The following is a 13,146-nucleotide window of genomic DNA, read 5'->3' on the forward strand; positions in this document are numbered from 1 at the left end:
GCTAATTTAACTTTTCGACTTGGTTACTAAAATACTCACTTTGTTTTCACCAATTTCAAAAGAAGCCTGTTTACCATATTCCACAACAAAAGAAGGTGTGAAATAGCTGCCAGCGAGTGTGATTGATGTTTCTACAGCTGCCGTATTATTTTGTTGTGGTGTAACTTTAACTTCATAACTAAACCCCTCACCTATAGAGATGGTCGCAGGTTGTTTTTCTTCCACCAGCATTACTGGCGATGCTAGTAGCTCATTCGCTTTATAAACAGATGTTTCAACTTGAAAGCTATCAGCTGCGAAGCAACTTGTTGATGCTAAAAATACTCCAGCTACTAAACCTAACTGTTTCTTCATATTTATTTCCTTATCTCATTTATAGGGTTTATCCGTAATTAATATCAGTTAGTACGTTTATTTGATACACGGAAATTTCTGAATCTATAACTATCTCTATCAAAGCTCTCGATAATACACATCAATGGTATGTGATATAGCTTCATAGCTGTTATTTTCATGTTTAAAGCAGGCTTTGCGCAGTTCCTTCTCTTCGTAGTTTTTACCTGCTACTACGACTTGATCTAAAGTTTGTGAACTTGCACAGAATTGCTGTTTTGAAATTGTTTCTATTTTAACTGATTCAGCTTTTGAGCGCGGTAATGAACTAGGCTTAGGATTTTGCTTCATGCCTTCAAGTAACTGAGCTTTAGTAACAGGTACAGTATCTGACCCTATGCCTGGAATATGCAATGTTTGTCTAATGGTATAGTTTTTACTTAATAATGGCGTAAACAAAGATACATCGTTGCTCAAATAAGCCTGCTCAAAATTAAGATAAACAGCAACTTTATCTTCAGCTGCATTGGCAATAACAGGCCCTAAAAGTAACAACGCAAGTATCAGTTTCATGGTTATACGCTTATTCTAAATAAATTAAATCATCAACTATACATACCATCATAAAGTACCGATTTTATTTCTAATTAACAACAATTTGTTTGTTTTGCATACTCTGCCCCTATATTTTTCTTTATCGTAAACTTTAGCTATTTAAACCCCGTGTCTACTTTATCGGGGTCAGATCAGACGGCTGACGGCTGACGGCTGACGGCTGACGGCTGACGGCTGACGGCTGACGGCTGACGGCTTTAAGACTAACTCATTACATTAGACTAAAGTCTATAGGTTAAATTTCTTCATCTATTAGGTCATTTTTTATCGTTTGTTGAATTTGCGCTGTTCAATTAAAGTTCATTTGTCGGCGATTGATACCGATTCAAATAGAGGAAAAGATTATGTTTAGTACACTTATGAAACGCGTTGCACTTAGCTCTTTATTAACTTGTTCAGCTATGGCAGTGGCTGATCAGAGTGACTACAAATTGATGGTAATTGACCAATCTATCACTGCTGATGTTGCAGAAAACCGTCAATACGAACAAGCATTTAATGACTGTGCTTTGAGTGTTAAAGAGAAAAAATTCTCTGAAGCTGAAACATTATGCTCAAAAGCAATCAGCTTACTGAGTACGAGTAAAGTACCTAGCTACAAACGTCGCGAACTAACGTCATTTACGTTAAGCAACCGCGGTGTTGCACGCATCATGTCTGAAAACGACACTGCGGCATTGTCTGACTTTTACGAAGCAGTACAAATTTCAGGTAACGAGTTAGTTGAGCACAACTTAACTCGTGCGAAAAAGAACTTAGCGTTATAAGTTCTCAAAGAATTGTGTTGTCTCAAAACCCAGCCTCGGCTGGGTTTTGCCGTTTAGGGGTTTCGCTTTTTAGTCTTCCGCTTTTATTAATAAATTAAGCTCTTTTAGTAATAAGCTCTCTACTGTCTGTTTATCCATTTTAGCCAATTGCTCTAAGCTGTAATTTTTGCCAATTTCTTTAGCTAAAATAAAACCTAGGTAATAACCTCTTCGGTATGGCAGCTTTGTCTCGTCCTTTGCGAAGTTGAAAAATGAAGAATATATTTCAGGTTTTTTTGAATAAAACTTTTTCTTGAGGTCAACGAGAGAATCGAGCTGTCTTGAGCGAATCTTTTTCACCAGATTGCTAGGTATGTTTAGCATCAATTCATCATCACTGGCTGACGGAGTTAATTTATATGAAACGTAAGTAGCTAATCCCTCAGTCCAAATAGAGCACCATAGCTCATCCTTACAGTGGAATAATTTTTCATGATAAACATGAAATAACTCGTGATGAAAGAATGGCGTATCGTTTTTCCAGGTATGATATTTGGCCATAAGGTCTACACCAAACATTAAGTAAGATTTACCATTTAACTCTCGCGTTGCCCCATTGAACCTTCCTAATGAGTGAAGTATGTAAATGGGGGTTTCAGATTTGAAATCAGGGAAAGTAGCAATAAATGATTCAATACTGCTGTTTAAATCTTTAGATAAACGCCTATTTTTTGATAAATATACTTCTTCTACACCACTGAAACCCTCAATAGCTTTAACAAAGCTTTTATCACTATAAAAAGGCGCAAATTGAGAGGTGAAATGTTGAGAAAACTGCTCTGCTCTATTTTCTGCAGTCAACGTCTTGCTTGACTGATATAAAGTATAAAAATCATCAGCGAGATTAATGACTTCGAAATCAGCTGACTGCTTGTTAGCAAGCGTCTTAAATGAAAGCACTCCAGATATGAGACTGGAGAGTAAAAGAAATTTAGATAATTTTAGCATAATTATAGTTAAAAGTATTTGTTAGGTGAGTAGTCTATTGTGACGATATCTCAATACTCGAGGAAATATAACCGTTAATAATCTCGATTTGAGAAGGCAGACCATGGATAGGCTCTGAAGCAGCTTGAATTGGAAAGTTTAGTTTTGGTAAATCAATTATATTGGGTGTTGATATGCCAAACCAAAAGCCAACAGGTTCATCATCAACAAACATACATGGTTGTGTATACTCAATCCCGGCTAAGCCGATATTAATGTAACCCAAGAATTTATTGCCATTAGCATCAGTAAACAGGGATTTTACGAGTAACTGCATAAGTGACGGCATTAATTTATCAAGCACTCAGCTAAGCTAATTTAACTTTCCAATACAGGAATAAAACAACTTCACCTCCTCTACACCACAGTAAAAACCTGAACCCTGAGTAATTACTCTATAGATTAAATTTCTTCATCTATCAGTTTTAATTTAATCGTTTGTTTAGCTTATAGGAATATTTTAAAGTTCACTCGTTGGCAAGAAACACCAACTTATTCAGAGGAAAACTATCATGTTAAAAACACTTGTAAAAACTATTGCACTTAGCTCTTTATTAACTTGCTCAGCGATGGCAGTAGCCGACCAAGCTGATTATAAACTGATGGTTATTGAGCAAGCTCAATCTAACGACAATGCAACTAGCCAATACGAAACTGCCTTCAACCGCTGTGCATTAAGCGTTAAAGAAAAGAATTTTTCAGAAGCGGAAAGCCTGTGTACACAAGCAATTTCTCTTCTAAGCACAAGTAAAGTACCTGGTTACAAACGCCGTGAACTAACATCGTTTGCACTTAGTAACCGTGGTGTTGCACGCATCATGTCTGAAAACGATACTGCTGCTCTTTCTGACTTTTATGAAGCAGTGCAAATTTCTAAAAACGAACTTGTTAACCACAACTTAAGCCGCGCAAAACAAAACCTAGCGCTGTAAAAGTTACCCCAACCAAATTGTTGTCGAAAGCCCGGTTCTTGTGTGTTCTGACCGGGCTTTTTTTCGTCTAAAATATCTGCGTTATAGAATACTTTTCTTCACCTCATAGGTGCGATTATATCGTTTGTCAGTTTTATACCCTGTTTTCTAACTTTATAGAGTAAGCACAACGCTTACGCTAACAAGGAGAAAACAATGTTTAAATTAAATCTAAAACCCTGCCTGTGGTTAATATTATTTGTTTGTTCAAATTTTGTATTCGCCAACAACAACGACTTTAAACTCATGGTTGTTGACGATAACGCAAGCTCAAAAGCAATTATGCAAGGCAACTTTGCTAATTCTTTAGAGACAATGAACGAAGCTAATAACTATATCGTGCCGTTTAACCGCTGTGTTGCGGGTGTGAAACTAAAACAGCTTGATAAAGCTGAACAAGATTGCTCGCAAGCAATCGCGATGCTAAAAAAGGTCAATGCCCCCCACTATAAACGTAATGAACTGACATCTTATGCATTAAGTAATAGAGGCATTGCTCGACTTATGGCGAAAAATGATACAGCGGCCATTGCTGATTTTTATGAGGCTGTGCAGCTCAATAATAACGAGCTGGTGTCGTTTAACTTAAATCTTGCGAAACAGGAATTAAAATTGTGGTAATAAGTCATCAGGCTAAAAGAAAACCAGCCATGTCGGCTGGTTTTCTTACATCAGTTACCTTTTAAGATTTATCTCTTGGCACAAAATCAAGCACAGTAGCATTAATGCAGTACCTGTCTTTACCTCTTGGCCCTTCACCAGGGAACAAATGACCTAAATGAATACCCGAGCTTTTTGATTTAATCTCAATACGCTGCATGCCATAACTGTTGTCTTCATGCATAGTTACACTGTCTTTCACAGGATGAGTAAAAGAAAGCCAGCCAGTGCCTGAGTTAAACCTATCACGGGTGTCAAAAAGCGGCGCTCCACTTAGCTTATCAATAAAAATACCGTCTGGTGTATTTTTAAAGATATCGTATTGCTTACAAAATGGGCTGTCAGTTCTGGCATGAAATGCCACTCTAAAAGCTTCACTGTCACCTAGTTTAAATGCCCCTAACGCTTTGTAAAACTCACCTTTACTAACATAGCCTTGGCGACCATAAACCTCTTCGCCATTTTCTATAAATAATAACGTGGGTGTTGCCCAAGTCGGCGTTTTAATCGTTAAGCCATCTAGTTGATCAGCATGTCGAAAGGTCATTGGTATCGAACCCATGTACTCATTAGCGACCTCTTTTTTAAACTTTTCACAGTATGGGCAATAACCTTTTGCATCTATCACTACAATTTGCTTACCTGCCAATAAGGCTGTGTTATCAACCTGCTGTTTTTCTACTGGTGTGAATACAACTCCCGTTGAATGATCAGGGCAATAGCCATTGGGGTTTTTCTTTAAATAATCTTGGTGATAATCCTCAGCGGCATAAAATGCATCAAGCGGTTTTATCACAGTTACAATCTTGCCGTAGCCTGCTGCTGTTAATTTGCTTTGGTATTCATCTTTAAGTTTATTCGCAACTTCTTGTTGCTCATTATTACTTACCAAAATTGTTGAGCGGTATTGAGTACCAACATCATTCCCTTGGCGATTTAGCTGAGTTGGATCATGATTTTCAAAATAATGCTTTAAAAGCGATTGAGTTGTTAACTCGTTACTGTTGTATGTCACTTTAACAACTTCTGCATAATTGTTTTTATCAAAGCGTCGTGAGCTACGTGTTATGTTCTTGTAGGTCGCTTTAAACCCATGCCCATCAGCATAGCCAGATACCGCATCCAATACACCATCAAGTGCTTCGTATCGTTTTTCTGCTCCCCAAAAGCAACCCGAACCAAGCACAATGGTTTCAATATGCCCTGTCGCGTTATCTGGCATTGTGTCAGCTTTAATTGGGCTGGTGGTAAAAATGGCACTGCAAGTGAATAGTGTCAGTAACATCGACTTAATTGTCATACTAATTTCCTCTTAAAAGCCTGTATTTAAGACAGACCGAGCATAGGTATTAATAATTTCAACTTAAACGCATGCAAACAGCGATTCACCGCTAACAATTTAACTCTTAACCTTATTTACGGTAAAACACAGCTTTTTAACATTGGGATATTAAAAAATGAAAATTGCACACAGCTTATCTGCTATTGCATTAGGATTAACACTTGCTACGCAAGTGAATGCCGCAGAGTTCACTTTTGCAAAATCAATCAAACCGAACGACAACACCCTAGTTTTATTTTTAGATACAGATAGCCAAGTTGCTAACTTTAATTATTTAAAGCCAGAAACCCAAACTCACCTAAATAAAGTCATTGAATTTAGTGACTTTAAAGCAGGCTATGGCAAAACGTTAGAAGTTATCGCACCAAACGGTAGTGACCATCAACGCATCTTACTTGTTGGCTTAGGAGAGCAGCCAAAACTAGATGCAGCAAAAATGGCAAAACTAGGTGGTAACGTTCACGCTAAATTGCAGTCGGCTAAACAAGCAAATGTTAGCCTTGATTTTTCAGAGCTAAAAGACAGCGCAATCAATGCTAAATATGCAGCAGAATTTGCACATGGCGCAAATTTACGTGACCACCGTTTTGAGCAATACAAAAAAGAACAAGACAGCCATGTTGTTAACTACACATTAGATGTTGAGAATTTAGACCAAGCGGTCAAAACCCATAAACTACTACAAAGCATTGAACAAGGTGTATTTTTAGCACGTGACTTAACGTCTGAAGTTGCAACAGAAATGACGCCGGTTGATTTTGCTAAAGCGGCAAAAGAGCTTAAAAAGTTAGGTGTTAAAATTACTGTTTTAGAGCCTAAGCAACTTAAAAAGCTGGGCATGGGTGCACTTGAGGCTGTTGGCCGTGGTAGCGAAGAAGGTGCACGTTTAGTGGTTGCACATTATCAAGGGAATAAAAACACCCCTATCGCATTAGTAGGTAAAGGTATTACCTTTGATTCTGGTGGTTACAGCCTTAAAACAGGTGCTTCAATCGCCCGCATGAAATCAGACATGGCTGGTGCTGCTGCAGTACTAGGTACTGTTAAAGCAATGGCACTGGCTAAAGCCGACACAAACGTAGTTGCTGTAATGGGCATGGCAGCTAATATGGTATCGCAATTTGCCGTAGCGCCAGGTGATGTTGTAAGAACCGCTGAAGGTTTAAGCGTTGAGATTGTAAATACAGATGCTGAAGGCCGTTTAGTATTAAGTGATGCAATGTGGTATGCCCGCGACAAGTACAAGCCAAGTATTATGGTTGATGTTGCGACCCTAACCGGCTCTAAAATTCGTGCTGTAGGTAATGACTATGCAGCTGTGTTCTCTGACGACGATACCCTTGTAGAGCAACTAACTGTTGCTGGTAAGCAAGTAAACGAAAACCTATGGCGTTTACCTCTAGGTTATGAAGATGCGTTAAAGTCAGACATTGCTGATCTTAAAAACATCGGTTCACATGGCCCAGGTGCTACTACAGCAGCGAGTTTCTTACAAAACTTTGCCGGTGACACACGTTGGGTTCACATTGATATTGCTGGTAACGCTCTAAACTCTAAAGCAAAAGATGAATTAGCTGAAGGCGGTACAGGCTATGGCGTACGTTTACTATCTAATTGGTTATTAAATAACGCACAGTAATTAGGCATTGCACTTTATCAAGTGGTTATAAGCTACTATAGCCACTTGATTGTCTTGAGTTTTTCTAATTAACACTAAAGACACATTTACATCATCAACAAACAGCCTATATGCTAATAAGCATTAAGGGATAATAATAAGATTGATACGCAATGACGACGACCAATAGTACACCTAAAATTATGGCGCTCACTACGCATAGCATCTTTTTTGATGCCTATGAAATAGCAAGCGACACACTGACTACGCAAAAGAAAATATGGGCATTAGCACAATATTGCCAAAGCAGTGATGACTTTGTTGATGTAGTCCCTGCCAATAATAATTTAACGCTTTATCTAAAAGAGCCCGCTCAACTTGCTGGTTGGCTGCCACGATTACTAGAACAATGGCACGAACTTAAAGCCACTGACTTTAACTCACGTCATCATAAACTTGCGACTCGTTATGGTGGTGAATATGGGCCTGATATAGCGCATGTTGCTAAACATCATAATCTGTCTGTTGATGATGTTGCTCAAATGCACAGCAGTGCCAAATACCACGTGCTTTTTTTAGGCTTTAAGCCCGGTTTTGCTTATTTAGATGGTTTAAATCCACAACTTTACACACCTCGTCATGCTGAACCAAGGCTCTCTGTTCCAAAAGGTTCTGTTGCTATCGGCGGCGATCAAACCGGTATTTACCCTGAAAGCTCACCTGGTGGCTGGCAAATTATTGGTCATACAGATTTTCGTCTGTTTGATATCAATGCAGCCTCGCCTTGTGCTATTGAACCCGGTGATACTTTAGAGTTTGTAATTCAGGAGGTGTTAAAATGATCACTATCATCAAACCTGGCATGCAAATGTCTATACAAGATCAAGGCCGCACAGGCTCTCGCCATTTAGGCATTGGCCAATCCGGTTGCATTGACCCTTACGCTCAAGTTATTACAAACCGTTTAGTTGGCAACGACGATAACAACCCCGTTATTGAGATCACGTTAGGTCTGGCCGAGATTCAGTTCGATAACGATTACTACATTGCTCTGCACGGCACAGATATGAAAGCCACAGTAAATGGCAACCCTGTTGATCCTGGCTGGAGCTTTTACATAAAAAAAGGCGATGTATTAAAGTTTAATGCGGCGCGTCATGGTTTTAGAAGTTACCTTGCTATTGGCGGCGAGTGGCATTTACCTGAGCCCATTTTAGATTCTTATTCTACTGATATATTAGCGGGTTTTGGTGGCTTAACCGGTAAAGCACTGCAGGCTGGCGATAGTTTTGATATAACGCCAAGGTACAATACCAAAGTTGGCTTAGGCGCGATGCTACCACCTAAAAGTACACAAATTCGTATTCATGCTGCACCACATGCAGCACTGTTACCAAAAGAAACCATCGTTAACTTTATAAATCATTCTTGGCATGTATCGCCTAATAGTAACCGCATGGGCACAAGACTATTAAGTGATGAGTGTGATATCAGCCATGATGTTTCATTACCCTCTATGGCTGTTGCTCCTGGCTGTATTCAGCTTCCGCCAAATGGTGAACCCATAGTGCTATTAAACGATGCGCAAACAACGGGGGGTTATCCATTGCTCGGCACCGTGATCGAAGCGGATCTTCGTCATTTTGCACAATTTAAACCCGGCGACTTCCTTCACTTTAAGTTTGTTACACTCAACGAAGCCCACGAGGCACAAGAAAAGCTAACTGCGCACTTAAATCAACTTGCGATAGCGCTAAACTATATTAATAAATAGCGTTAATTTATTGGTGTTTAAAAAACGAGCAAAGAAAGTCTTTGCTCGCGTTGCCTTTATGGCTTGTCTATACATTTAAAAAGGTAAAAACCCTACGTATTCCTTTGCACCAAAGCTGTGCAGAAAATTTAGTAACAAAAGCCTTTATTCCAGACTCATTATCATCCAATTTGTACAAATCAAGCATTTAAACCGCTCACCCTTTAACCACTTACCCCATACTGGTGCAAAGAGGTTACCGCAGGTGCATATTTTATTCTCAATTAATTAAAAAACCTGTGTGACTTAGGTAATTATTTCTGTTAAAACAAACATTCGCAGTTATATAAATTCTGTTAACTGCGCACATATTTGGAATGAGGAGTCACTATGTGTTCAATTTTTGGGGTATTAGATATTAAATCTGATCCCGCTCAATTGCGTAGCCAAGCAATTGAGATGTCAAAACTATTAAGGCACCGCGGGCCAGATTGGTCTGGCGTGTATTCATCAGATAAAGCTATTTTAGTGCACGAACGTTTAGCGATTGTTGGCGTATCGAGTGGTGCACAGCCTTTGTACAACCCTGAGCGTACAAATATTCTTGCTGTTAACGGTGAAATTTATAACCACAAAGAGCTCGCTGCTAGCTTAGAAACTGATTTCACTTTTCAAACTCAGTCTGACTGTGAAGTTATTTTGGCTTTATATAAACAAAAAGGCCCTGAGTTTTTAGATGATTTAAATGGTATTTTCGCGTTTTGTTTATACGACGAAGAACAAGATGCCTACTTAATTGGTCGTGACCATATCGGGATTATTCCGCTTTATACGGGTCATGATGAGCATGGTAACTTTTATGTTGCCTCAGAATTAAAAGCACTTTCGCCAATTTGTAAACATATTGAAGAGTTCCCTCCGGGTCATTTCTTGTGGAGCAAAGATGGTCAACTTCGTAAGTATTACAGCCGTGATTGGCAAAACTATGATGCAGTAAAAGACAACGAAGCAAAAGCAAGCGATGTTAAAGAAGGCCTAGAAGCAGCTGTTAAACGTCAATTAATGTGTGATGTACCATATGGCGTTCTATTATCTGGCGGTTTAGACTCATCTGTTATCTCTGCTATTACACAGCGTTTTGCTGCAAAACGTATCGAAGATAATGACGAGTCTGATGCTTGGTGGCCAAAACTGCATTCATTTTCTGTGGGTCTTGAAGGCTCACCCGATTTAGCAGCTGCACAAAAAGTAGCTGATATGATTGGTACGGTTCACCACCCTATTCACTTTACTATTCAAGAAGGTATTGATGCCCTACGTGAAGTGATTTATCACATCGAAACGTACGATGTAACAACTATTCGTGCCTCAACGCCGATGTACTTAATGGCACGCCAGATTAAAGCCATGGGTATTAAAATGGTGTTATCAGGCGAAGGTGCTGATGAGCTATTTGGTGGTTACCTTTATTTCCACAAAGCACCAAATGCGCAAGAGTTCCATGAGGAGCTTAACCGTAAAGTGTCTAAACTACATATGTTCGATTGCTTGCGTGCTAATAAATCAATGGCAGCATGGGGCGTTGAAGCGCGCGTGCCATTCCTAGATAAAGAATTTGTAGACGTAGCAATGCGTATCAACCCAGAAGCGAAGATGTGTAAAGACGGTAAAATCGAAAAGCACATTATTCGTGAAGCGTTCGACGGCTACCTGCCAGACGACGTACTTTGGCGTCAAAAAGAGCAGTTCTCTGATGGCGTAGGCTATAACTGGATTGATACTTTAAAAGAGTATGTGAACGAACAAGTTAGCGATCAAGACCTTGCTAATGCTAAATACAAATACCCGATCAATACGCCTGATTCTAAAGAAGCGTATTTCTATCGTAGTATTTTCGAAGAGCACTTCCCTGGTGATGCCGCTGCGAAATGTGTTCCGCATGGCAAATCAGTTGCTTGTTCTACTCCTGAAGCACTCGCTTGGGATGCATCATTCCAAAACAATGCTGATCCTTCAGGTCGTGCTGCTGGCGTTCATAACGACGCTTACAAAAAGTAGTAACTTTGTGCTGCAAGCCCTGTGTTTGCAGCACTTTCCTCTCAATTGAAATAATTTGCTTTGAAATAATACTGTCATCAAATTATTCCATTCCCGACCCAGTTTGTTCACAATTCCAACAAAAAACGTAAAAAACTACATTTATTCGGCTGTTTAGGGACAAAACCATTTACATTTTTTTTCGAACTCCTACACTAAAGTCTAGACTTTGGTACAAATTTAGTTCGTCTACAAACTAATTTTAAGTTTTACACGTAAAAAGAGTATTAGTTGAACTTGTGCCATCCGGCCGTTTAGCTTTCTGCTAGATATAACTACAACAAGAGGTATTCATGAGCGAACATCATGATAAGTACAGTATCGACAATACCGACTACACCGTCGGTCAGGACAATGTACAAAAATGGGGTTTTGATGTGCATAACCCTGTATTTGGCATTAGTGCTGGTTTAATTGCCCTATTCTTAGTGGCAACACTTATTTCAGATGCTGAAACAGCGAAAACAACCCTGAATGGTATTAAGAACGACATTATTAATAACTTTGATGGCTTTTTTATGTGGTCAGCAAACTTATTCGTATTGTTTTGCTTAGCGTTAATTGTTTCACCATACGGAAATATGCGCCTTGGTGGTAAAGAAGCGCGTCCAACTCATTCGCGTATTTCTTGGCTTGCAATGTTATTTGCTGCAGGTATGGGTATAGGCTTAATGTTCTGGGGCGTAGCAGAACCTGTTGCCTATTTTACAGGTTGGTATGAAACACCACTTGGTGTTGAAGCAAACACGCCAGAAGCTGCCAAACTGGCAATGGGTGCAACTATGTTCCATTGGGGTTTACATCCTTGGGCAATTTACGCCGTTGTTTCGCTTTCACTCGCATTCTTTTGCTATAACAAAGGTTTGCCGTTATCTATTCGTTCAATTTTTTACCCTATTTTAGGTGACAAAGCGTGGGGCTGGCCAGGCCACCTTATTGATATTCTAGCTGTACTTGCCACTCTATTTGGCCTTGCAACGTCTCTTGGTTTAGGCGCGCAACAAGCAGCTGCAGGTATTAACCATGTATTTGGTACTGATAGCGGAATAGGCTTACAAATTGGCGTTATTGTAGGTGTGACGTTACTTGCTGTTATTTCTGTTGTCCGCGGTATCGACGGCGGTGTAAAACTACTTAGTAACGTAAACATGCTTATTGCTTTTGTATTACTTGTATTTGTTGCACTTGTTGGCTTTTCTGCAGCATTTGGTAACCTTCCTAATACAGTAATGGGTTATGTTGAAAACATTATTCCACTAAGTAACCCACATGGTCGTGAAGATGAAACATGGATGCATGGCTGGACTGTATTCTATTGGGCTTGGTGGATTTCATGGTCACCGTTTGTAGGTATGTTCATTGCGCGCGTATCTGAAGGCCGTACAATTCGTGAGTTTTTAATTGCTGTATTACTAGTTCCTACTGTTGTGACTATCTTCTGGATGTCAATTTATGGTGGTATCGCTATTGAACAAGTTATTGATAAAGTGGGTGTACTAGGTGAAAAAGGCTTAACTGATGTACCACTAGCTATGTTCCAAATGTTTGAAGCCCTGCCAATGTCACAAGTGCTTTCATTCATTGCAATTGTGCTAGTACTCGTGTTCTTTATTACGTCATCTGACTCAGGGTCATTAGTAATCGACTCAATCACTGCCGGTGGTAAAGTTGACGCGCCAGTGCCACAACGTATCTTTTGGGCAACAATCGAGGGCGCTATTGCAGCTGCACTTGTTTGGATTGGTGGCACACAAGCAATCGAGGCCTTACAAGCCGGCGCCGTATCTACGGGCTTACCGTTTACTTTTGTATTGCTATTAATGTGTGTAAGTTTAATCCTTGGCTTACGAACAGAACCAAGACACTAAACTTGCCTTTAATTAATAAAAACGCCGCATTAGCGGCGTTTTTTATTTATAAGCTTTGCTCAAATTCAAATACCCGACATAAAGTCGGTGCTAAGC

The 13,146-nt window shown here is 39.6% G+C and carries 13 protein-coding genes; 8 read left to right on the forward strand and 5 right to left on the reverse strand.

Going from position 1 to position 13,146, the window contains the following annotated elements; genetic code table 11:
- Positions 1-6: 6 nt before the first annotated feature.
- Positions 7-354: a hypothetical protein gene (locus PASHI_RS02170; RefSeq protein ID WP_054553794.1), complete on the reverse strand. Its 348-nt coding sequence runs from the start codon at positions 352-354 to the stop codon at positions 7-9.
- Positions 355-453: 99 nt separating this feature from the next.
- Positions 454-906 (reverse strand): hypothetical protein, encoded by a 453-nt coding sequence (locus PASHI_RS02175; RefSeq protein ID WP_062564434.1) that lies wholly within the window; start codon positions 904-906, stop codon positions 454-456.
- A 386-nt stretch (positions 907-1,292) separates the two neighbouring features.
- On the opposite strand from PASHI_RS02175, the gene PASHI_RS02180 reads away from it, so the two are divergent.
- Positions 1,293-1,715, forward strand: coding sequence for a hypothetical protein (locus PASHI_RS02180; RefSeq protein ID WP_055197207.1), 423 nt, complete (start codon positions 1,293-1,295; stop codon positions 1,713-1,715).
- Between the two features lie 69 nt (positions 1,716-1,784).
- Here PASHI_RS02180 and PASHI_RS02185 read toward each other — a convergent pair whose 3' ends face one another.
- Complete coding sequence (locus PASHI_RS02185; protein WP_062564435.1) at positions 1,785-2,702, reverse strand: hypothetical protein; 918 nt, start codon at positions 2,700-2,702, stop codon at positions 1,785-1,787.
- 34 nt (positions 2,703-2,736) lie between these two features.
- A complete protein-coding gene (locus tag PASHI_RS02190; RefSeq protein ID WP_156426445.1) occupies positions 2,737-3,030 on the reverse strand; it encodes a hypothetical protein in 294 nt (97 codons plus the stop codon).
- Between the two features lie 223 nt (positions 3,031-3,253).
- On the opposite strand from PASHI_RS02190, the gene PASHI_RS02195 reads away from it, so the two are divergent.
- Both PASHI_RS02195 and PASHI_RS02200 read left to right on the forward strand, forming a co-directional pair.
- The gene (locus PASHI_RS02195) at positions 3,254-3,673 is read left to right on the forward strand and encodes a tetratricopeptide repeat protein (RefSeq protein WP_055197213.1); all 420 of its coding nucleotides are present in this window, start codon (positions 3,254-3,256) and stop codon (positions 3,671-3,673) included.
- A 195-nt stretch (positions 3,674-3,868) separates the two neighbouring features.
- Entirely contained in the window at positions 3,869-4,333 is a 465-nt protein-coding gene (locus PASHI_RS02200) for a tetratricopeptide repeat protein (RefSeq protein WP_062564437.1), read from the forward strand.
- A 61-nt stretch (positions 4,334-4,394) separates the two neighbouring features.
- Here PASHI_RS02200 and msrA read toward each other — a convergent pair whose 3' ends face one another.
- Positions 4,395-5,672: a peptide-methionine (S)-S-oxide reductase MsrA gene (msrA, locus tag PASHI_RS02205; protein WP_062564438.1), complete on the reverse strand. Its 1,278-nt coding sequence runs from the start codon at positions 5,670-5,672 to the stop codon at positions 4,395-4,397.
- A 157-nt stretch (positions 5,673-5,829) separates the two neighbouring features.
- Between msrA and PASHI_RS02210 the strand changes: the two genes are divergently transcribed.
- The 5 genes from PASHI_RS02210 (at position 5,830) to PASHI_RS02230 (ending at position 13,050) form a co-directional block, all read left to right on the forward strand.
- The gene (locus tag PASHI_RS02210) at positions 5,830-7,353 is read left to right on the forward strand and encodes a leucyl aminopeptidase (RefSeq protein WP_062564439.1); all 1,524 of its coding nucleotides are present in this window, start codon (positions 5,830-5,832) and stop codon (positions 7,351-7,353) included.
- Positions 7,354-7,505: 152 nt separating this feature from the next.
- Entirely contained in the window at positions 7,506-8,174 is a 669-nt protein-coding gene (pxpB, locus tag PASHI_RS02215) for a 5-oxoprolinase subunit PxpB (protein WP_062564440.1), read from the forward strand.
- The gene (locus PASHI_RS02220) at positions 8,171-9,106 is read left to right on the forward strand and encodes a 5-oxoprolinase subunit C family protein (RefSeq protein ID WP_062564441.1); all 936 of its coding nucleotides are present in this window, start codon (positions 8,171-8,173) and stop codon (positions 9,104-9,106) included. Before pxpB ends, PASHI_RS02220 begins: the two co-directional genes overlap by 4 nt.
- Positions 9,107-9,475: 369 nt before the next feature.
- A complete protein-coding gene (gene asnB / locus PASHI_RS02225) occupies positions 9,476-11,143 on the forward strand; it encodes an asparagine synthase B (RefSeq protein ID WP_062564442.1) in 1,668 nt (555 codons plus the stop codon).
- A gap of 332 nt (positions 11,144-11,475) precedes the next feature.
- Entirely contained in the window at positions 11,476-13,050 is a 1,575-nt protein-coding gene (locus PASHI_RS02230; protein WP_062564443.1) for a BCCT family transporter, read from the forward strand.
- Positions 13,051-13,146 lie beyond the last annotated feature (96 nt).

It is taken from the genome of Pseudoalteromonas shioyasakiensis (assembly GCF_001550135.1).
GTDB lineage: Bacteria > Pseudomonadota > Gammaproteobacteria > Enterobacterales > Alteromonadaceae > Pseudoalteromonas > Pseudoalteromonas shioyasakiensis.

What these genes read in the sequence shown, in the direction of transcription:
- PASHI_RS02170 (WP_054553794.1), bottom strand. Translation starts at nt 354, where the DNA reads ATGAAGAAACAGTTAGGTTTAGTAGCTGGAGTATTTTTAGCATCAACA.
- PASHI_RS02175 (WP_062564434.1), bottom strand. Translation starts at nt 906, where the DNA reads ATGAAACTGATACTTGCGTTGTTACTTTTAGGGCCTGTTATTGCCAAT.
- PASHI_RS02180 (WP_055197207.1), top strand. Translation starts at nt 1,293, where the DNA reads ATGTTTAGTACACTTATGAAACGCGTTGCACTTAGCTCTTTATTAACT.
- PASHI_RS02185 (WP_062564435.1), bottom strand. Translation starts at nt 2,702, where the DNA reads ATGCTAAAATTATCTAAATTTCTTTTACTCTCCAGTCTCATATCTGGA.
- PASHI_RS02190 (WP_156426445.1), bottom strand. Translation starts at nt 3,030, where the DNA reads ATGCCGTCACTTATGCAGTTACTCGTAAAATCCCTGTTTACTGATGCT.
- PASHI_RS02195 (WP_055197213.1), top strand. Translation starts at nt 3,254, where the DNA reads ATGTTAAAAACACTTGTAAAAACTATTGCACTTAGCTCTTTATTAACT.
- PASHI_RS02200 (WP_062564437.1), top strand. Translation starts at nt 3,869, where the DNA reads ATGTTTAAATTAAATCTAAAACCCTGCCTGTGGTTAATATTATTTGTT.
- msrA (WP_062564438.1), bottom strand. Translation starts at nt 5,672, where the DNA reads ATGACAATTAAGTCGATGTTACTGACACTATTCACTTGCAGTGCCATT.
- PASHI_RS02210 (WP_062564439.1), top strand. Translation starts at nt 5,830, where the DNA reads ATGAAAATTGCACACAGCTTATCTGCTATTGCATTAGGATTAACACTT.
- pxpB (WP_062564440.1), top strand. Translation starts at nt 7,506, where the DNA reads ATGACGACGACCAATAGTACACCTAAAATTATGGCGCTCACTACGCAT.
- PASHI_RS02220 (WP_062564441.1), top strand. Translation starts at nt 8,171, where the DNA reads ATGATCACTATCATCAAACCTGGCATGCAAATGTCTATACAAGATCAA.
- asnB (WP_062564442.1), top strand. Translation starts at nt 9,476, where the DNA reads ATGTGTTCAATTTTTGGGGTATTAGATATTAAATCTGATCCCGCTCAA.
- PASHI_RS02230 (WP_062564443.1), top strand. Translation starts at nt 11,476, where the DNA reads ATGAGCGAACATCATGATAAGTACAGTATCGACAATACCGACTACACC.